Source organism: Bacillus sp. CH_70 (assembly GCF_038007045.1).
Classification (GTDB): Bacteria; Bacillota; Bacilli; order Bacillales; family Bacillaceae_G; genus Bacillus_A; species Bacillus_A cereus.
The window spans coordinates 2,713,447-2,732,323 of record NZ_JBBOWL010000001.1 but is presented as its reverse complement, the minus strand read 5'-3'; the positions used below and the strand labels follow the sequence as shown (position 1 = coordinate 2,732,323).

Below are 18,877 nucleotides of genomic sequence, written 5' to 3'. Positions count from 1 at the left end.
ACTTTCACACCTGCATTAAATTTTATTTAACAAGAAATCTTTGAGTTTCTCAACTATTATAACAAAATAAAACTGAATTTTCAGTTATTTTGTTATATAGTAAAAGAGAACGAATAAGGGGAGGGAACATTTTGAGTAAAAAGAAAATGGCAATTACACTGTCAGCAATGCTATCTGCAACAATTATACCTAGCTTTACTATGGATGTGCATGCAGAGAAGAAAGAAGAGACTAAAAATACGAAAATTGAATTAGAAAACGGGATGACAAAGCCGATTTATTCTCTCGATGAAGCTATTATCGAAAATTTATATGTAGAGACAGAAGTTGATAGTGATCGCGACGGTAAGAAAGACAGAGTATCGATAAAAGTTATGCGTCCAAAGACAGATTCGAATGTGAAGGTTCCTGTTATTTATGAAATGAGTCCATATCGATCTGGATTAAAAGATGTTCCTGTATATAATGTAGATGAAGAATTGTATGCGTATGAAGGAAAACCGTATGGAGCGGTTAATCTTGGTTCGTATGGGAACTATTACGTGCCAAGAGGTTATGCAGTTATTCTAGGCGAAAGTATCGGTACTGGAAAATCAGATGGATGCCCTACAACTGGAGATGAACAAGAAATACTCGGTACAAAGTCTGTTATTGATTGGGTAAACGGTCGCGCGAAAGCATTTACAGAACAGGGTGAGGAAGTTCAGGCAAATTGGTCTACAGGAAATGTAGGTATGACTGGAGTTTCTTATAATGGTACACTACCAAATGCTGTTGCGACTACTGGAGTTGAAGGTTTAAAAACAATTATTCCAATCGCAGCAATTAGTAGTTGGTATGATTATTATCGTGCAAATGGTGCAGTAATTGCGCCAGGCGGATATCAAGGAGAAGATACAGATAATATGGCAGAAGCAGTACTGACAAGGGAAAATCCTGAAGTTTGCGGACAAGTTATAAAAGAGTTAACGGCTGGACAAGACCGAAAAACAGGTAATTATAATGATTTTTGGGATAAACGCAATTATGTAAAAGATGCTAAAAATGTAAAAGCAAGCGTATTTGTTGTTCATGGTTTAAATGATTGGAATGTTAAGACGAAGCAGTTCGCGCAATGGTGGGATGCACTCGGAGAAAATCATGTACCTCGTAAAATGTGGCTACACCAAGGTGGTCATGGTGGGACATCAAGTAATAACTGGCAGCAAACACAAAATAAATGGTTAGATTATTGGTTGTACGGAATTGAAAATGGAATTATGGATGAACCAATGGTTGATGTGCAAAGAGAAAATAAATCGTGGCAAAAGATAAAAAATTGGCCAGATCCAGCGGCTGTACCTTCAAAAATCCGTATGTATTTAAGTAATAAATCAGTCAATTTTCCACTAAGTATGGGATCGGCTAATAAAGTTTTCTCATTCTTAGATGATGCACAAATGAAATCAAATCAATTAGTAGCAAACCCAGAATTAGAAGTAGCCAATCGATTAGTATATACAATGCCTGTACTGCAAAAAGATACACGCATAAGTGGTACACCAAAGATTTCAATTACAGGAAATATTGATCGATCTGTATCAAATTTAACAGCATTACTTGTTGACTATGGAGGAACGAAGCCGGAAATCGTAACGAGGGGCTGGATGGATCCACAAAACTTGAATAATATAGAAGATTCAACAGCGATTCAACCGGGCAAAGATTATACATTTATATGGGACATGCAGCCAGATGATTATGTCTTTAAAGCTGGACATCAAATAGGGGTCGTTTTAATTGCTAGCGACTATGATTATACAATTAGACCGAAAGCGGGCACGAAACTTACAGTGAAATTAAGTGAAGTGACATTGCCGATTGTGAAATAAATATTTTTTCCAAAGAGCTTACTAAAGTAAGCTTTTTGTTTTGTAGTCTGAATTTTTAATTTTATATTTCAAATTGGAAGGTTATGTAATACAATATCATTATATTCTATGGAAAGTGAGTGATATATTATGACAGTCAGCTCTTTCGAAAGCGCATTAAATTTAGAGGTACAGGAAGATTAGTTGAATTGGAATCTTCCGTACGTAAAAACGGAGGAGAAAATAAATGTTTAGTTTTTATAGTACACTTTGTACGGAACTGTATGATTACACAAAACCAGTCGGTTATTCTTTAAATGGTGATATTGAGTATTACAAAGAACGTTTAAAAGATTGTAGAGGTAGAATTCTCGAAGCTGCAGTAGGTTCAGGGCGTGTCATCATTCCGCTTCTAGAGGCTGGTTTTAAAGTGGATGGGATAGATTATTCACCTGAAATGCTTGATTCTTGCCGTAAGCGGTGTAAAGAGAGAGGCTTACATCCTAATTTGTATGAAGGAAGCTTGCAACAATTTTCAATTCCGCATAAATATGAGGCAATTATCATTCCTACTGGATCTTTTTGTTTAATTGAAAATCGTGTGGATTCTATAAACGCATTGAAATGTTTTTATGAACATCTTAATCCAGGCGGACGATTAATCGTAGATATTATGCTTCCGCATGACTGGAAGACTGGGGAAATTCATACATCGACTTTTTCTTTGCCGAGTGGAGACGGAATCACATTAGAAAATAAATCAATTGAAATAGATTGGCTGAACCAAGTTACTGTATCATATTTGAAATATGAAAAGTGGAGTAAAGGACAGCTAGTACAAACAGAGTTACAACGTTTTGCGCTGCGCTGGTATGGAATAGTAGAGTTTAAACTCCTTTTAGAAAGTATAGGTTTCTCTAACATTACTTGCTCTGCTGAATATGTTTATGAAAAAGAACCGTCAAATGCAAAGCAAATGATTACTTTTGAAGCTCTGCGAAACGAAAAATAGAGAACTATCTATGGAAACAAGGCAGTCAATACAAAATCGACTGTCTTGTTTCCATTGTCCAAGCATTCTCCTACTAACTACATATACTATTTATGTTAAAATCGGTCACTATTTTAAACAGGACTGCTATTTTAATATATATAACTATTCAGGGAAGAGGGGAGAATAAATTTGGAAAACGAAGAACAAGGTAGAATTGAAAATCAAGTGTATTCAAATCGTGTAGTAAGATCAGAATTTGATGCGAATTGGGAAACTTGTATATCAAAGAGTGGTTATGTAATTTATATAGCAACAAGTAATAATGCTGAAGTAATAGTACTTCTTGCAGATGGTTCAAGTAAATTATTAATTTTCGAAAAAGGCGGTAAAGTAGTTGTAGGTGGCGGTGGAACAAGTCATTACAGTAAGCCGCATATTGCAAGAAATATTTAAGGTAAAACATGTTAATTGAGAAGAAGCTGGAAGACGGTTAGTCATTCATATTTAGAGAATGACTAACCGTTTTTAATGTAGTTTTTGAAGAATTATATGTTATAGTATAATAGTGTTTTAAAACAATGTTATTTTAATATATTTCAAATTTTGTTATGTATTATTTTTATATTAAATTAGCACCTAAAGTATTTTTTATATAAGGAGTAGTAATTAGAGAAATGAAAAATATAGACTTTATACTAGAAAGTGATGAGGCATTAAAACCGTCTGAACGATTAGTACTATTATTATTAGAGAAGCATAGAATGTTATATACGAACGATCTATTGGCATTATCGAATTTATCATATAAAACATTAACAGATTCATTAACGGCGCTTGTTTTAAAATCGTATGTGTTAAAGGAAACAGGTAAGGGAAGAAGACAGAATTGCTATAGATTAGTATGATAAGGCAGCTGTTTTAGAGATTTTTACATATGTTTTTTAATCGTAAGGCGAAAATGTGTTTTTGGTTTTCAAACGAAAAACTTACTATAAGAGGGGCTAAGATAGTAGTATTTCATTTTTGTAAGTGTAATTATTTCGTCATTGAAAATACTAAAATAAAATAAACCGCATAAAACAGAAATAAAAAAACAATCCATTTTAAAAATGGATTGTTTTTTTATTGGAATAATATTATTTGATATGTTGAAAGCATGAATAGCAGAATAAACATTACCTGTTATAGTTCATGTAACTGAACGAATATGATGAAAACTATGTGTATAGTTTTTTTAATTGCTTTTTTCAGTAACTCTAATGAAATCATAGTCTTTATTGTTTAAAGGTATTATTTTTAACATTATTGCTATTCAACATTTAGTACAAAAGTGTTTTATAATATTATTATGTAAACTTAAGTTTTTAAAAGGAAAATGTAATAATTAATAGAACATGTAGAAGGGGATGCTTAAATATTTTGAAGGATAGGAGATTATTATGGAGCATTTACAATCAATAGCACAAGCTGTTTTAAGTGGTCATAAGGAAAAAGTAGTGGAGTTTATAAAGGCGAGTCCAAGTATTGTTAACGAATGTAGTGAAGATGGATGGACACCACTTCATTTAGCAGCTTATTTTGGACAGAAAGAAATAGCGAGTTTTCTTTTAGAAAGCGGTGCAGATATACATAGTAGAGCGAAAAACGAAAATGAAAATACGCCTTTGCAAGCAGCAATTGCGAATAAGCAAAGTGAACTTGTTGCTTTCTTAATTGAAAAAGGATCAGATGTAAATATTATGCAAAGTGGTGGCTGGACAGGACTTCACGAAGCGGCATTATTAGGAAATGAAGAAATAATTATGTTACTCCTTAAAAATGGAGCTAATAAGATGATAAAGAAATATGATGGGAAAACAGCGTATGATATTGCATTAGAAAAAGGATATGATCATCTATTACATCATTTGAAACAGGAAGTGAACTTATGATGAATAAATGGAGTGTTGGTATATTTTTATTTAATGAAGTAGAAGTGTTAGACTTTGCAGGGCCATTTGAAGTTTTTTCTGTAACTGAGGTGAATGAAGAAAAACCATTTACTGTTTATACCGTTAGCGAGAATGGGGAAATGATTACAGCAAGGAACGGATTGAAGGTACAGCCAGATTATAGTATTGAAAATTTACCACCAGTGGATATTTTAATAATTCCGGGTGGGCTAGGTGCTAGAGAATATGAAATAAAAAATGAAATAGTAATAAAATGGATTCGCCAACAAATGAAAGAAGTAAAGCTGATGACTTCAGTTTGTACAGGAGCGCTATTACTGGCGAAAGCAGGTTTACTGGAAGGTTTAAAAGCAACAACACATTGGGCTAGTATTGAAAAGTTTAAAAATGAGTTTCAAAATGTTGAAGTTATAGAAAATGTAAATTTTGTAGATGAAGGACATATTATAACATCTGCCGGAATTTCAGCTGGAATTAATATGGCATTTCATATTGTGAAAAACTTGTTAGGTATGCATGTTGCGGAGGACACAGCGAAGCGAATGGAGTATGATATTAGTTTGCCAAATTAAAAAGCCCGGATTGGGCTTTTTATATTGAATGAATATAGTTAAGCTCTTCATCACTCAAAATAGGGCGAACAGATGCATTTGCATTTTCTTGTGCTTGCATTCCGGTTTTGGCACCAGGAATTACAACACTTACTGCCGGATGAGAGAGTACATAGCGAAGTGCAAGTTGCCCTAGGGTCTGATTTTTATTTGAGAGCAATCGAAGTTTTTCTACGGTTTGTAAGTCTTCTTGAAACCAAGTTTCATTTGGCCATTCTTTGCGTAAATCTCCATCTGGAAAAATTGTTTTATTTGTGAATTTTCCAGTTAAAATGCCCATTTTTAATGGACCACGAATAACAGCTCCTAGATTTTTCTCTTGTAAGAATGGTAATATATCTTTTTCTGGTTTTCGATTTAATATATTGTAATCAAGTTGTACGATATCAATTTCGTTGTTGTTATTGAAATGATGAATGTATTGTAAATCATGAGTCGAAACACCGACTGCCCTTACTTTTCCATCACGTTTTAATATGTCAAATGCACGTAGAAATGCTTCTGTTTCTCTACGATTATGCCACCAAATATGACAAAAATAAAGATCAATATAATCTGTTTGAAGACGTTGTAAACTTGTTTCAAATACGGCGATGATTTTTTCGGGAGTATCATATACAGGAACTCCATTAGGGTCGTAGTGGTGTCCGATTAAACCACCTTTCGTTGATAGGATAATATCATTACGATGTCCTTTAATCGCGGTAGCCACCAACTTTTCACTATGTCCTAAACCATACACATCTGCAGTATCAATAAAATTCACACCACACTCAATTGCTTTTTTTATAGCAGTTATAGATTGTATATCGTTAACAGGTCCCCATTCATCACCACCGATTGCCCATGCCCCAAAACCTATTTCAGAAACAGTTATTCCAGTTTTACCTAATGTGCGGTAATGCATATTTCCCCTCCTTGTAAGCATGTTATAACATGGATATGTGGGGAAGGAATTTTGTGTGTAAAAAAACTCTTCTACAATAGTAGAAAAAGAATTACAGAAACTACTATTTTATAGCAGCATGTATAAAAAAAAACGGTGTAAATGTAGAAATGTCGTCGAATGCTATCTTTAATTGGTTAATTTATGGGATATTTTTGTGAAGGAGTTTATTTTATAAGAATAGAATTTAGTTTAGTAAGAAAACGTGCCGATGGTAGTGAAAAATATGGGTTAGGGGGATTTGAATGAGGAAACTCAAACGAGTAAATGTTCCTAATATACCAGAACAATCATCACAACCTAGTGACAAGCGTAAGATAAATAAAAAGAAGTTAAGGCGTCTTATTTTAATGGTCCTTTTTATTGCGGCAACTACTCTGTACGTTCAATATATTTTAACGAAACAACAAGAAGTAATTGATAAAAAGAAAGATACGATTACGGATCAAAAGAAACAATTAGTATCTTTAAAGAAAGATAAAGGTTCTTTAAAGACTAACATAGAAAATTTAACAGACGATGAAGAAGAAATTTTGAAGTTTGCGAGAAAAGAGTATCAATTTTCTAAGTCAAATGAAACTATATTTGTGATGCCAAAGTAATAAAAAAACAGTTAGCCATTGAACTGCACCTCCAATTGTTAGACACCGTCTAACAATTGGAGGTGCAGTTTTTTATGTATGAATGTCATGGTACAAGGAACAATCACATATTGTAAAAATGAAGAGTTTAAGGTATTTGCATAAATATGGAATATGCACTAAAATAAATGTTGTTAAAATTCTGTCAATTATATTATAATACAAGGTAAGCGGATACATTTTTTAATCAACGTTGAGTTCCTCGCTCATACGACTATTAAGAAACCCGTTATCCTCGTATAAGAAAGGAAGATAGCTGTGTACGCTTCAAATACAATTTATATCGTAGGGGATGCGAAAGCACCTCAAAATAATCCCATTACTGAAAAGTTTAAAAGCTATTTCGTAGCATTTGTACTTGTTAAGGATACAGGGGAAATTGTAGATGCAGACTGCTCAGCGACAATTGCATTAACATCTCGATTTGTTAAATATTTATTTCTACATAAAAATATAAATGACCCGGCGTTAGTAATGGAAGTAAAGAACCGATATTTCGGCTCTTCTCAAAAAGCGTTACTTGTAGCGCTAAAAGATGCACAGAAAAAATATAATCAGATTGCTGCTTTGTCTACTCAATCATAGACAAAATCCAGCCGTAAGAATCATTCTTATGGCTGGATTTTTTTATTTCACATTATCGTTCTACATCAAAAGTAAACGAAAACAAAGTAGAGAGATAGGAGAATAAATGCTCAATAGGTTTACCTAATAATTCGTGGGTATAAATCTCCGGTGGATTAAGATTTCACTTCATTGGAGAACGAAAGGATGAACGAAATGAAAATTACAGATGTAAAAGTAAATCGTAGACGTATAAAACTTCATACACCGTTTAAAACCGCCCTTCGTACTGTAACAGAAATTGAAAGTATAGATGTTTATATTCATACAGACGAAGGAGTGATTGGTAAGGGGGCTGCAGCCGCAACGCCAGTTATTACGGGTGATTTCACCAGTGGAATGGAAGAAGCGATTTTAGGACCGATGCGTTCATGTGTAATTGGTCAAGATATCATTCAGTTTCAGCAGTTACTACAGCGCATTCAAATGAGTTGTATTGGAAATTCAAGTGCGAAAGCAGCGGTAGATATCGCTCTATATGATGTATATTGCCAATATCAAAATGTGCCGTTATATGCATTGTTAGGCGGGAAGAAAGAAATTTATACCGATATTACAGTGAGTGTGGATGAGCCTGTATTAATGGCAAAAGAAGCGAAGAAACATATAGAAAAAGGATTTCAAACATTAAAGATTAAAGTGGGTAAAGAGGCGCATTTAGATTTGGAACGTATTGAGGCAATTCGAAATGTGGTACCAAGAAATACGACATTACGTTTAGATGCGAATCAAGGTTGGAGTCCAAAAGAAGCGATCTCTATCATTCAAGAGATGGAAAATCGTAATTTAAATATAGAATTTATTGAACAACCAGTACACGCGAAAGATTGGGATGGGTTAAAGTATGTCAAAGATCGTGTGCAAACGCCAATTATGGCCGATGAAAGTATATTTTCAGCAAGTGATGCATTAAAGCTCGTTCAAGGAAGATACGCAGACTTAATTAATATTAAATTAATGAAATGTGGTGGCATACGTGAAGCATGGCGTATTGCAGATATCGCAGAAACGGCTGGTGTGAAGTGTATGGTGGGAAGCATGATGGAATCTTCACTTTCCGTTAGCGCTGTTGCACATTTAGCGGCAGCACATCCTAATATACATTATTTTGATCTTGATGCACCGCTTTGGTTAATGGAAGAGCCAGAAGGAATGACTTATTCTGGATCAAAGGTAAACCTTCAATCAACAGTGAATAGTAAGTCTTAGGAGAAGAGACTAGTAAACTATTTTTTTAAGGGGGATATATATGAAAAAAGCAGGAACTGCATTTTTAACAACTTTATTTATATTTTCATCGTTTACATCGGCAAATGCTGAAGAAAAGAAGGATAATAAAGCATTTATAGATGTATCTGCTGCAACGTTATGGACAGCACCTGATTCATTAAGGTCAATCGATACACCGAGTGCAACAAATCCAGTGGATCTTTGGAAATGGACGAAATCAATGACACTTGACGAGAAACTATGGTTAACAAATGCAAATAAATTAGAAACACAAGCGTTACTCGGTCAAGAAGTAACTGTTATTGATAAGAAAGGCGAGTGGGTGAAGGTATTAGTGCATGGACAGCCAACACCACGAAATGAAGAAGGTTATCCGGGCTGGATGCCTGAAAAGCAATTAACATATAATCAAGAATTTGCAGATAAAACAAATGAACCTTTTGTGTTAATAACAAAGCCAACAGCGATTTTATATATAAATCCTTCTGAAAAACATAAATCACTTGAAGTCAGTTATAATACAAGACTGCCGCTATTAAGTGAAGACACAATTTCATACCGTATATTGTTGCCAAATGGTCAGAAAGCATGGCTACGAAAAAATGATGGAACAGTTTACCGTTCTCAAACTGATATTCCAAAACCGACAGCTGATGATTTAATTAACACAGGGAAAATGTTTTTAGGTTTACCGTATATATGGGCTGGTACAAGTGGTTTTGGATTTGATTGCTCTGGCTTCACGCATACGATCTATAAATCGCACGGCATTACAATTCCGCGAGATTCTGGACCGCAATCAAGAGCAGGAATTGCAGTTGATAAAGAAAACTTACAAAAGGGAGATTTAATCTTCTTTGCACATGATCAAGGGAAAGGTAGTGTCCATCACGTTGCAATGTATATTGGTGATGGCAATATGATTCACTCACCAAGAGCTGAAAGGTCGGTAGAGATTATACCGCTAAATACACCAGGATATATAGAAGAATACGCTGGTGCACGTCGTTACTTACCTTAAAAATAGAGGGGGTTTTCAAATGAAAAAAATTGTTCGTTACTCATTAGTTAGTACTCTATTAGCTTCTTCATTTTTAGTTGGCTGCGCAAAAGAAAAAACTGCAACAAAGCCGAAAGATGAGAAGAAAGTATTGCAGTTACTAGAAATAGGTGAAATTCCGTCGTTAAATTCAGGAAAAGTAACAGATGCAGTCTCGTTTAACGTTTTAAATAACGTAATGGAAGGACTATTCCGTTTATCGAAAAATGATGAAGTAATTGAGGCAGGCGTACAAAAATATGAAGTGAGTAAAGATGGAAAGACATATACATTCCAATTGCGTGATGCGAAATGGTCTAACGGAGATCCAGTAACCGCTCATGATTACGTATACGCTTGGAAGCAATTGATTAATCCAGATACCGCTTCTCAATATGCATACATTGCGTACGATGTGAAAAACGCTGAGAAGATAAATAAAAAACAACTAGGTCTAGATGAATTAGGAGTAAAAGCGAAGGATGATAAAACATTCGTCGTAGAGCTAGAACATCCTGTACCGTATTTTACGAAATTATTAATTTTACCATCCTTCTATCCAATTAACGAAAAATATGCGAAAGAGCAAGGTGATAAATACGGATTAGAAGCAAATAAAGCGGTATATAATGGACCATTTACATTATCAGAGTGGAAGCATGAAGCTAGCTTTACAATGAAGAAAAACGATAAGTATTGGGATAAAAAAGAAGTGAAGTTAGATGAAGTAAACTATCAAATTGTAAAAGAAATTTCAACTGCGGTAAATTTATATGAAACAGATAAAGTTGATAGAGCTGTTATTTCTACAGAATTCGTAGATAAATATAAAAATAATAAAGAGCTAAAACAATACACAGATCCAGTTATGTACTTCTTCCGATTTAATGAAAATGTACCGATTCTTAAAAATAAAAATGCAAGGCTTGCGCTAAGTACAGTTTTTGATAAGAAAGGACTCGCAGATTCATTTTTAAATGATGGTTCGGTTGCTGCAAATTATTACGTACCAAAAGGATTCTTAAAAGGCCCAGATAAGAAAGATTTTAGAAGTACGGCTGGTGAGTTTAATAAGACGAATGTAAAACAGGCGAAGGAATATTGGGAGAAAGCAAAACAAGAGACAGGTACAAATGAAGTGACGTTAGAACTATTAAATTATGACTTAGAAAACTTTAAAAAAGTCGGAGAGTACATTAAAGAGCAGCTTGAGAAAAATTTACCTGGATTAAAAGTGAATGTGAAATTACAGCCACATACGCAAAAATTAGCACTTGAGAAGAAGAAAGAATATGAAATGTCGTTATCACGCTGGTTACCGGATTATCCAGATCCAATGACTTACTTAGAAGTATTCCTTTCTGGAAGCAGTGTTAATAATACAGAATATGCAAACCCAGAATATGATGCGTTAATTAAGAAGATTAAAACAGAATTAGGTAATGATGAAAAGGCTCGCTGGAAAGCAATGCAAGATGCTGAAAAAATGCTACTTGATGATGCAGTAATTGCACCGGTATTCCAGCGTGGATTATCTTACTTACAAAAACCATATGTGAAAGATTTATATGTACATCAATTTGGTCCATCTACAAGTTTAAAATGGGCAGATGTACAAAAATAAAAGAATGGGGAAACAGACTTCACGTGTGTGATAGTCTGTTTTTTGTACAGTTCCGAATGAAATATAGACATTTCATATGTTTTTTCACGACTTAAAAATAAAATTATTACTAAAATTCCAGTGTGAAATTTATGTAGAATCTTGTATAATTAACGTGTTTCTATGGAAACATTTTCTGGCGCTATTTATATAGGGCTTAATAGAACAAGGAAGGAAATACATACATGTATATAATAGATAAATAGAATGGAACATGTATAGAGAAAAAGGAGAGAAAAGATGACGTGTCAAAAACAAGGGTTACAAGTTAATAACGATAGAAAGAGGGACAGAAGATGAAAATGAAGCATGCTTTTGGTCCTATAATTTTAGCGTGTGTGCTGTTTTTCATTATCATTCTAATCCCATCGAAAAGTTTGGTATCGCTTATTAGTGATAAAAAGGTAGAAGATGCGGCAACTTCTTTACAAAAAGAGAAATTACAAAGTGCTTTCTTACAGCAAAAAATGTTAGATAATTCACAGTATTTACCGATGTACGGTTCATCAGAATTTTTACGAATGGATGCATATCATCCGTCTAATTATTTCAAAGTAAATCCAGCTGGTTTTACACCGTTTTTAATTGGAACTGGCGGTACACAAAGTTTAGCTCATATTTTAAATATGACATCTACTATGGATGAATTAGAAGGTAAAAAAGTAGTCTTTGTTCTTTCACCACAATGGTTTACAAAGACTGGTGTTTCACAAGGGGATTTCACTAATAATTTCTCCAAACAACAAGCATATCATTTTATTTTTAATGATGAGATAAATCCAGAAATGAAGAAGCAAATCGCGAAACGGCTATTAGATTATAAAGTTGTTCAAGAAGATGATATATTAAAAAATTCATTAGAAGGTATTGTATATAATGATACGAAACATAACATAAAAGCAGGTTTAGTTAAACCACTTGCTTATATGTATCGAAATATTTTAGATCATAGAGATTTATTTAACTCTTTATTTAAAATCGAACCGATGAAAGAGAAAACCAATAGCGGGCTTCGTTCAATTTCTTGGGAAGACGCACGTAAACACGCAGAACAAGAAGGGAAAGCTGAGTCTACTACAAATACATTCGGAATTGAAAATCCGTATTATCATAAGAATAATCTGAAGAAAAAACTAAAAGGTTTAAAAAACTTTAGAGCAAATGAAACATATGATGAATCACCAGAATATGATGATTTACAAATTATTTTAGATTTATTTAAAGAGAAAAATGTCAAACCACTCTTTATTTCTGTACCTGTAAATGGGCCTTGGTATGATTATACTGGCTTCCCGAAAGAACGCCGTGAAGTGTATTATAATAAAGTTCGAGAACAGGTTGAGAAAGCAGGATATCCAGTAGTTGATTTCTCTGGTCATGAATATGATAAGTATTTCTTAAAAGATACGATTCATTTAGGCTGGAAAGGTTGGATTTATTTTGATGAAGCAGTGCAGAAATTTTATTCTGAGAAATAAAGTATAGAAATCGGAATGGCTATGAGCCGTTCCGATTTTTTTAGTATAGAGGATTTTGGTGAGGACAATTTGGGAATGCATGTATATCTTGAACCTGTCTATAATCATAATGTTTCATTGCGAACTGGGCTTGATAAAGGTATTCATACACATATAATTGCCCATCATGCGCTGAACATAATACACCTGAAGTTCCTTGCCCATTTATGAAGGAAATACCGATAGGGCGTCCGATTAAGTATGGTATTTTTTGCTGCCAATGCATAGGGGAATCACTCCTTTTTGAGATAATATACGAAAGGAATGATCGAATGGTTGCTTATCCATGTAAATGTAGATGGAAAGGTGTTATATAATTCCTGGAGATTAATTCATATATAAATAGAAAACCGCTATAATTCCGAATGAATTTATAGCGGTTTTTATTATATTCTTAAGCAAGATTTTTGCGCTTTTTTGTCCATTTTTTTATAACGAAGTATAAAAGTATAAGTACGACGCCACCAATTGCAAATGATTTCACATACGGACCAGCAATATCGTTTATATTCTCCCAGTTTTCGCCTAGTTTTTCACCTAGATAAATGAAAATGATGGACCAAGGGATGATTGCGAGTGCTGTTAATGTAGTGAAACGTAGTAAAGGCATTTTTGTAATACCAGCAGGAATTGAAATCGCATGACGCACTACTGGAATGAAGCGTGCTGTAAAAATGACGCCAGTTCCGTAACGATTAAACCAATCTTCTGCAGCATCTATTTGTTTTTTATGTATGAAAATATATTTTCCATAACGTTCTAATATAGGTCGTCCGCCGTATCGTCCAAGCCAATAAATAAAGATTTGGGCAATAACACCGCCAATTGTACCGAATACAACAGCACCTATAAATGAGATACTTCCATTGAATACTAAGTATCCTGCATAAGCAAGGACAATTTCACTTGGGATAATCTCAATCATAAGTCCAAGCATAATGCCCCAATAACCTAATCCTTCAAAAAACGTTAATACTGAATGAATAAAACTACTTAACATTGTTGCACCTTCTAGTTTATGAATTTTTGAGTATAAGAACCATTTATTTAATGACATAAAAGGTTCACTATATGTAGATTATACCTTATTTACATAGGGGATTGCTATTTCAATTCTTTTATGTCTCTTATAAGTATTATAGTAAAGGATATAAGCCGCGTTTTCATGAAGGGTTAATGAAAAGGTTATTAAAAATTTCTCATAAAAAAATAGAAGCATTTCTGCTCCTATTTTTTTAAGGCTTCACATCTAAGTTCTGTAAAAATAAAGTTGCTGTTACGTAACGTTTTGCTAACATTTGTACATATGCGGTATGTACAGAAAGGGTCGCAATAATAATAGCGTTACGAATTGCTTCGCGTTGTTCGTTATTAATTTGATCGAACTTGCTTGCGATTTTATCAGCTTTTTCTTTTACGATGTTTTCAATTGTATGAACGGTATCTGTTGCATTTAATTGTAAGCAATTCCCTTGATTGAGTTCTTCAAATAGAGAAGAGTATGCTACATATAAATGAACAGGATTGATTAAATCATCACTTCGATCGGCTGGGTCATTTACAATAAGGCGTAATAGCTTACGAATGGATTCAAAATCAAGTGCTGTTTTTAAATCTTCGACAATAAATAGTAAGGCTGCTTGTTCAATTGAATATTTTTTCCCTTTTTGAGGAGAGCCAATCATTTCTTTTATATCTCGTTTCACCCAGTTTTGCATAGCAGTTACAGAGAAACTTGTGTTTTCAATCTGATTGCCAAGCGCAACTATTTCATTTAAAGAAAAACCGACATCAGTATCGTCAATTTTAATCAGCTTTTCAAAAATAGGTGAAAGTGCGGTAGTAATAAAAGCTGTAACGCTTTGTCCGCTTTCAATATCTTTTTTATGTGACTTTGCCCAAGCTTCTTGTAAAATACCGAGAGGCTTTTTCGTATTCCATCCTCTTAGTGATAGAAGAAGGGTAGCCATTTCGTTTCGTGTGAGATGAAATGTTTCCATCTTTTCACCTCCAAAATAATAAAAAGTTCTTATGAACTTATAATATGTTTTGTTTCATTTAAAGTCAATTCTGTTTTGCTTAAATTTTCCTTTGTCACCAAACTGTCGGAAGTAAATAATACTTGCATATTTCGACAAAAGTTCATATAATAAGTTCATAAGAACCTTTAAAATGTTCTTAAAAACAAATCTATCATTCTGAATTTACTAGAAAGATAGATTTCACATATATCTATATAAAAGGAGAATGGATATAATATGTTGAAAAAACTTGTAGCAGTAATGACAGCATTTATGGTTATCTTTGGGGCTAGCAGCTTTATGTTCGTAGATCATGCGGCAGCGAAAAGTTACAAATCTGGTAAAAAATCATTTACACCAAGTTCAGGTCAAAAGTCAAAAGTTGATTTAAACAAAAAAGACTCAAATGTAAATTCTCAAAAAACGACTCCAGATTCAAAAACGAAAGCAACAAACACAGCACCAAAAAGTAATAAAGGAAGCTTTATGAAAGGTTTATTACTAGGTGGTCTTGGTGGTTTACTAATGGGTAGCTTATTTGCAAATATGGGAGCTCTTGGTTCTGTATTAGCGTTTGTGGTAAATATGTTAGTAATGGCTGGTATCGTAATGTTAGCAGTTCGTGCATTTAAATACTTCAAAGACCAACGTAAAAAGAAGGCAGATGAAGTAGCATGGAAACAATAAAAATTTCTGAACAAGAATTAATAAATGCGCTTTGCGTATATATAGCTGAAAAAAGACAAGTGGGTCCAGAAGAAGTGTTAGTTGAACTCATGTATGACGATGACTACGGTTTCTCTGCGGAAGTAGAGGTAAATGGTCGCCAGCAAATTTTAATTCAAGCAAACTTAATCGAAGCATTACGCTTATTGCTTGACAGAGAATATAATGTCAATTCATTCGCAGCGAGATTACTACTTGAATTAGATGATGAAGAAGGTATTTACGCATTAGCGAAATTTAATAGTGATGAACAATAAGACTGTTAGGGCTTTATGCTCTAGCAGTTTTTTATTTTAATTTCTATTTTTAGTATGTTTCCTATTTTAGGATAAAATTCAATTTTTAATAAACTGATGAATTGGTAAAAATATGTTATTCTTATTAAGAATGTTTTATATTAATAGGAGGATATTATGAAAAAGAAATTATTAGCAACAATTGCTGCGGTATGTTTATCTTTAACTGCTTGTAATTCAACAGAAGAAACAAAGAATGTAAAGGCGAAAGAGAAAATGGAGAAGAGTGTAGAACAAAAAACTGACACAGCAAATCAAAAAGTTAAGGAAGTAAAATCAGCAAGTACAGTAGAACAGTTATCACAAGACCATAATGTGTCAATAGAAGGAGATGGTAAAAATTCATCTGATTTCTTTGAGTTGAAATCTGGTTTTGTAATTGCTGATGTAGAACATACAGGGAAAAGTAATGCAATCCTTCATTTGAAAGATGAACAGGGAAATGATGCGGGAACACTTTCTAACTTTATTGGAAATGGTAAACAAAAAAAATTAGTTGTTATAAAAGAGAGTGGAAAGTATTTCATTGATGCACTAGCAGACGGACACTGGAGTGCTAATATGTCTCAATCTATTCCGATGGATAAAGTAGTGACGACTCCAGGGGTAGTAAGTGGGCATGGTAGTGATGTTATATTTGTAAAATTAGAAAAAGGTTTAAAAGAATTTCATGGGGTACATAATAATGGGAAAAGTAATTTTATCGTTCATCTAAATGATAACACTTTATTTAACGAAATCGGAAACGCTGATACTACAAAAAAAATGCCTGTAAAAGAAAACGGTATACATATATTTACTATTCAAGCTGATGGTGATTGGACAATTGAAGTGAAATAATTTGAAAAGCTCTCCTTATGTTTTTGATAAGGGGAGCTTTTTGACAAATAAGTCTTATTAAATAATTTCTTGTTGTTTATAGAAATCTTTATCATTTGTTTGGAATTTATGCCATAAATCATTCATTTTTCGTCTACCGATATCTACCATCGGATTAAACTGAATTGTAGCTTTCTGACGAACAAAGTGAACGTTTTGAATGGCGTGAGATAAATGTTGGTCGACTATATCACGTTTTTTACTTGCATATTTAGCAATAGATAGACCTGCAACTGTTCCTTGCGCCATCGCAATTTTTCCGCTTTCAATGCCTGTAATATTGCCAGCTACAAATAAACCAGGAAGAGGAGTTTCCATTGTTTCAGAATGGAGAGGAACGTGTCCGCCTAATTCTGAAATGTAATGGAAGGGACAACCGGCTACAGCTGCAAGTTCGGCAAGTGGGTATAATCCCCCAGCAATACAAACAAAATCTGCTTCATATATTTTCTCTGATCCATTAATAACATTTCCTTTAGAGTCAATATTAGCAATACGTACACCTTCAACTTGATCTGTTCCGATAATTTCAAGAGCTGCTTTCCGAAGGTGAAGTGGCGTTCCGTTTATTTTCATTCCGCTGTTTGGATAGAATGTTAATCCAGCTTTTCGAATCCAATCATATTTCATAAAGTGGCTACCTATTCGTAAAATAGCAGAAGGAGCGAGATGTGCTGCATTTAAAAGAGAGTTTAAAACTTCTTCAGGTTCACCAGCTTTTTGACTTAACTCGCTTTTTTCAGGGAGTACAATATGATCTACTTTAATTCCCGCTAATTGCAATTCACTTAAAATGGCGAAAGACAAAATGTTAGCACCAATAATGATTCCTTTTTTTCCAACTTGCACGCGATGAACATTTGTCATAACTTGAGCTGCTCCAATTGACATCACTCCTGGAAGTGTCCAGCCTGGAAGGGGAATAGAATATTCCGCAGCACCAGTAGCAAGTAGTACGAACGGTGCTTCTAACGTACCGATATTAGTATGTACAAACCAATTGTTTTCATCTTTATCTAAATTATAGACCGAAACACCGCACCTAATATGTACTGAAAGTGATTCTGCTTCTTCATGAAGTCGCTTCGATTCTTCTATTCCGTTCCACCATTCTCCAGTAGGCTCTTGATGCAACTGTCCTAACAATCTCCCACCCGGCTTCATAAATTCATCAATAACGAGCACTTTTAGTCCGAAACGAGCACAAGAGATAGAAGCAGATAATCCCGCTGGTCCTGCACCAATGATAATTACATCACTCATCGTTTTTTCACCATCTCTCTCACGATATTCGGATGCTGTTTCCCGCTTTCAACAACCATGTTTTCTTCTACAACAGTTAAGCATGCACGTACATTTGTTTGATTATTTACTGTTACGCGGCATTCAGAACAGTGCCCGATATTACAATAAATACCTCGCGGTGTCCCGCTATCTTCATGAACTCTTAATGTCCGTATTTCATTTGCTAACAGGGCAGCAGCTATCGTTTCATGTTCATATGCTTCGTATTGATGACCGTTAAATTGAAAAGTAATACGCTCACTACTTTGTAAAGTACCTAAAATAGGGTGATGTGTAATTCTACTCATTTACTTTCACCTACCGATCCAAAAGTAACTGCACGTATTGGTGGTTGATATTTTAACGGTAGTTCATTAAGAGTTACGTCAGGATTCGCATTTTCAATCATTCGATCTATCATTATTCTGCATGTACGACCACCGCAAAATCCCATGCCAGCACGTGTTCTTAGTTTTAATTCTCTTGCCGAGCAGTTATATTCAGCAATTGTCGATTGAAGTTGTCCGTATGTAACCTCTTCACAACGACAAACGATTAAGTTGTTTTTATTTGTCATGTGTATTCCTCCTCTAGTTCGGTTTGC

At 34.1% G+C, this 18,877-nt stretch carries 22 protein-coding genes; 15 read left to right on the top strand and 7 right to left on the bottom strand.

Translation table 11 applies throughout. The features are described 5' to 3' along the window. The first annotated feature begins 131 nt into the window (after positions 1-131). The 6 genes from N2V79_RS13880 (at position 132) to N2V79_RS13855 (ending at position 5,368) form a co-directional block, all read left to right on the top strand. Positions 132-1,871 carry a Xaa-Pro dipeptidyl-peptidase gene (locus tag N2V79_RS13880; RefSeq protein WP_063245521.1) on the top strand — a complete coding sequence of 580 codons (1,740 nt, stop codon included), beginning with the start codon at positions 132-134 and terminating at the stop codon, positions 1,869-1,871. A gap of 226 nt (positions 1,872-2,097) precedes the next feature. Continuing rightward, complete coding sequence (locus N2V79_RS13875; RefSeq protein ID WP_000490904.1) at positions 2,098-2,862, top strand: class I SAM-dependent methyltransferase; 765 nt, start codon at positions 2,098-2,100, stop codon at positions 2,860-2,862. Positions 2,863-3,033: 171 nt separating this feature from the next. After that, positions 3,034-3,297 (top strand): hypothetical protein, encoded by a 264-nt coding sequence (locus N2V79_RS13870; protein WP_000426646.1) that lies wholly within the window; start codon positions 3,034-3,036, stop codon positions 3,295-3,297. A 221-nt stretch (positions 3,298-3,518) separates the two neighbouring features. Next, positions 3,519-3,749: a hypothetical protein gene (locus N2V79_RS13865; protein WP_000789031.1), complete on the top strand. Its 231-nt coding sequence runs from the start codon at positions 3,519-3,521 to the stop codon at positions 3,747-3,749. 534 nt (positions 3,750-4,283) lie between these two features. After that, a complete protein-coding gene (locus tag N2V79_RS13860; RefSeq protein ID WP_000400688.1) occupies positions 4,284-4,775 on the top strand; it encodes an ankyrin repeat domain-containing protein in 492 nt (163 codons plus the stop codon). Further along, positions 4,772-5,368: a DJ-1/PfpI family protein gene (locus N2V79_RS13855; RefSeq protein ID WP_071732093.1), complete on the top strand. Its 597-nt coding sequence runs from the start codon at positions 4,772-4,774 to the stop codon at positions 5,366-5,368. The genes N2V79_RS13860 and N2V79_RS13855 overlap by 4 nt, the downstream gene beginning before the upstream one ends. A 19-nt stretch (positions 5,369-5,387) precedes the next feature. Here N2V79_RS13855 and N2V79_RS13850 read toward each other — a convergent pair whose 3' ends face one another. Next, complete coding sequence (locus N2V79_RS13850; protein WP_071732094.1) at positions 5,388-6,314, bottom strand: aldo/keto reductase; 927 nt, start codon at positions 6,312-6,314, stop codon at positions 5,388-5,390. A 284-nt stretch (positions 6,315-6,598) separates the two neighbouring features. Between N2V79_RS13850 and N2V79_RS13845 the strand changes: the two genes are divergently transcribed. The 6 genes from N2V79_RS13845 (at position 6,599) to dltD (ending at position 13,028) form a co-directional block, all read left to right on the top strand. Continuing rightward, entirely contained in the window at positions 6,599-6,955 is a 357-nt protein-coding gene (locus N2V79_RS13845) for an FtsB family cell division protein (protein WP_001228739.1), read from the top strand. 297 nt (positions 6,956-7,252) lie between these two features. Next, positions 7,253-7,579, top strand: coding sequence for a DUF3870 domain-containing protein (locus N2V79_RS13840; RefSeq protein WP_071732095.1), 327 nt, complete (start codon positions 7,253-7,255; stop codon positions 7,577-7,579). Between the two features lie 186 nt (positions 7,580-7,765). Next, on the top strand, positions 7,766-8,827 hold the full coding sequence (locus N2V79_RS13835) for a dipeptide epimerase (RefSeq protein WP_340719967.1): 1,062 nt from the start codon (positions 7,766-7,768) through the stop codon (positions 8,825-8,827). Positions 8,828-8,867: 40 nt separating this feature from the next. After that, positions 8,868-9,869 carry a C40 family peptidase gene (locus N2V79_RS13830; protein WP_340719966.1) on the top strand — a complete coding sequence of 334 codons (1,002 nt, stop codon included), beginning with the start codon at positions 8,868-8,870 and terminating at the stop codon, positions 9,867-9,869. Between the two features lie 19 nt (positions 9,870-9,888). Beyond that, a complete protein-coding gene (locus N2V79_RS13825) occupies positions 9,889-11,511 on the top strand; it encodes a peptide ABC transporter substrate-binding protein (RefSeq protein ID WP_000725187.1) in 1,623 nt (540 codons plus the stop codon). Positions 11,512-11,846: 335 nt separating this feature from the next. Next, a complete protein-coding gene (dltD, locus tag N2V79_RS13820) occupies positions 11,847-13,028 on the top strand; it encodes a D-alanyl-lipoteichoic acid biosynthesis protein DltD (RefSeq protein ID WP_098127586.1) in 1,182 nt (393 codons plus the stop codon). Between the two features lie 40 nt (positions 13,029-13,068). On the opposite strand, the gene N2V79_RS13815 is transcribed toward dltD, so the two are convergent. From N2V79_RS13815 to N2V79_RS13805, 3 genes are all read right to left on the bottom strand, one after another. Beyond that, positions 13,069-13,293 (bottom strand): hypothetical protein, encoded by a 225-nt coding sequence (locus N2V79_RS13815; protein ID WP_000558692.1) that lies wholly within the window; start codon positions 13,291-13,293, stop codon positions 13,069-13,071. A 168-nt stretch (positions 13,294-13,461) separates the two neighbouring features. Next, a complete protein-coding gene (locus tag N2V79_RS13810) occupies positions 13,462-14,067 on the bottom strand; it encodes a DedA family protein (RefSeq protein ID WP_000952913.1) in 606 nt (201 codons plus the stop codon). Between the two features lie 235 nt (positions 14,068-14,302). After that, on the bottom strand, positions 14,303-15,067 hold the full coding sequence (locus tag N2V79_RS13805) for a DUF1836 domain-containing protein (protein WP_000447231.1): 765 nt from the start codon (positions 15,065-15,067) through the stop codon (positions 14,303-14,305). Between the two features lie 258 nt (positions 15,068-15,325). Here N2V79_RS13805 and N2V79_RS13800 point away from each other — a divergent pair, with 258 nt between their 5' ends. From N2V79_RS13800 to N2V79_RS13790, 3 genes are all read left to right on the top strand, one after another. Next, positions 15,326-15,775: a hypothetical protein gene (locus N2V79_RS13800; RefSeq protein WP_340719965.1), complete on the top strand. Its 450-nt coding sequence runs from the start codon at positions 15,326-15,328 to the stop codon at positions 15,773-15,775. Continuing rightward, complete coding sequence (locus N2V79_RS13795) at positions 15,763-16,071, top strand: YxcD family protein (protein ID WP_340719964.1); 309 nt, start codon at positions 15,763-15,765, stop codon at positions 16,069-16,071. Before N2V79_RS13800 ends, N2V79_RS13795 begins: the two co-directional genes overlap by 13 nt. Before the next feature lie 156 nt (positions 16,072-16,227). Beyond that, positions 16,228-16,950 carry a hypothetical protein gene (locus N2V79_RS13790; protein ID WP_242806265.1) on the top strand — a complete coding sequence of 241 codons (723 nt, stop codon included), beginning with the start codon at positions 16,228-16,230 and terminating at the stop codon, positions 16,948-16,950. A 57-nt stretch (positions 16,951-17,007) separates the two neighbouring features. On the opposite strand, the gene N2V79_RS13785 is transcribed toward N2V79_RS13790, so the two are convergent. From N2V79_RS13785 to N2V79_RS13775, 3 genes are read right to left on the bottom strand one after another with little or no spacing between them, the layout of a single operon-like run. Beyond that, positions 17,008-18,252 (bottom strand): NAD(P)/FAD-dependent oxidoreductase, encoded by a 1,245-nt coding sequence (locus tag N2V79_RS13785; RefSeq protein WP_242806266.1) that lies wholly within the window; start codon positions 18,250-18,252, stop codon positions 17,008-17,010. Further along, complete coding sequence (locus tag N2V79_RS13780) at positions 18,249-18,581, bottom strand: (2Fe-2S)-binding protein (RefSeq protein WP_000087063.1); 333 nt, start codon at positions 18,579-18,581, stop codon at positions 18,249-18,251. Before N2V79_RS13780 ends, N2V79_RS13785 begins: the two co-directional genes overlap by 4 nt. Then, entirely contained in the window at positions 18,578-18,850 is a 273-nt protein-coding gene (locus N2V79_RS13775; RefSeq protein ID WP_000182619.1) for a (2Fe-2S)-binding protein, read from the bottom strand. The genes N2V79_RS13780 and N2V79_RS13775 overlap by 4 nt, the downstream gene beginning before the upstream one ends. Positions 18,851-18,877: the final 27 nt, after the last annotated feature.

Excerpts from the sequence above, each read along its gene's own strand:
- N2V79_RS13875 (WP_000490904.1), top strand. The coding sequence starts at position 2,098 with ATGTTTAGTTTTTATAGTACACTTTGTACGGAACTGTATGATTACACA.
- N2V79_RS13865 (WP_000789031.1), top strand. The coding sequence starts at position 3,519 with ATGAAAAATATAGACTTTATACTAGAAAGTGATGAGGCATTAAAACCG.
- N2V79_RS13860 (WP_000400688.1), top strand. The coding sequence starts at position 4,284 with ATGGAGCATTTACAATCAATAGCACAAGCTGTTTTAAGTGGTCATAAG.
- N2V79_RS13855 (WP_071732093.1), top strand. The coding sequence starts at position 4,772 with ATGATGAATAAATGGAGTGTTGGTATATTTTTATTTAATGAAGTAGAA.
- N2V79_RS13850 (WP_071732094.1), bottom strand. The coding sequence starts at position 6,314 with ATGCATTACCGCACATTAGGTAAAACTGGAATAACTGTTTCTGAAATA.
- N2V79_RS13845 (WP_001228739.1), top strand. The coding sequence starts at position 6,599 with ATGAGGAAACTCAAACGAGTAAATGTTCCTAATATACCAGAACAATCA.
- N2V79_RS13835 (WP_340719967.1), top strand. The coding sequence starts at position 7,766 with ATGAACGAAATGAAAATTACAGATGTAAAAGTAAATCGTAGACGTATA.
- N2V79_RS13830 (WP_340719966.1), top strand. The coding sequence starts at position 8,868 with ATGAAAAAAGCAGGAACTGCATTTTTAACAACTTTATTTATATTTTCA.
- N2V79_RS13825 (WP_000725187.1), top strand. The coding sequence starts at position 9,889 with ATGAAAAAAATTGTTCGTTACTCATTAGTTAGTACTCTATTAGCTTCT.
- dltD (WP_098127586.1), top strand. The coding sequence starts at position 11,847 with ATGAAAATGAAGCATGCTTTTGGTCCTATAATTTTAGCGTGTGTGCTG.
- N2V79_RS13815 (WP_000558692.1), bottom strand. The coding sequence starts at position 13,293 with ATGCATTGGCAGCAAAAAATACCATACTTAATCGGACGCCCTATCGGT.
- N2V79_RS13810 (WP_000952913.1), bottom strand. The coding sequence starts at position 14,067 with ATGTTAAGTAGTTTTATTCATTCAGTATTAACGTTTTTTGAAGGATTA.
- N2V79_RS13805 (WP_000447231.1), bottom strand. The coding sequence starts at position 15,067 with ATGGAAACATTTCATCTCACACGAAACGAAATGGCTACCCTTCTTCTA.
- N2V79_RS13800 (WP_340719965.1), top strand. The coding sequence starts at position 15,326 with ATGTTGAAAAAACTTGTAGCAGTAATGACAGCATTTATGGTTATCTTT.
- N2V79_RS13795 (WP_340719964.1), top strand. The coding sequence starts at position 15,763 with ATGGAAACAATAAAAATTTCTGAACAAGAATTAATAAATGCGCTTTGC.
- N2V79_RS13790 (WP_242806265.1), top strand. The coding sequence starts at position 16,228 with ATGAAAAAGAAATTATTAGCAACAATTGCTGCGGTATGTTTATCTTTA.
- N2V79_RS13785 (WP_242806266.1), bottom strand. The coding sequence starts at position 18,252 with ATGAGTGATGTAATTATCATTGGTGCAGGACCAGCGGGATTATCTGCT.
- N2V79_RS13780 (WP_000087063.1), bottom strand. The coding sequence starts at position 18,581 with ATGAGTAGAATTACACATCACCCTATTTTAGGTACTTTACAAAGTAGT.
- N2V79_RS13775 (WP_000182619.1), bottom strand. The coding sequence starts at position 18,850 with ATGACAAATAAAAACAACTTAATCGTTTGTCGTTGTGAAGAGGTTACA.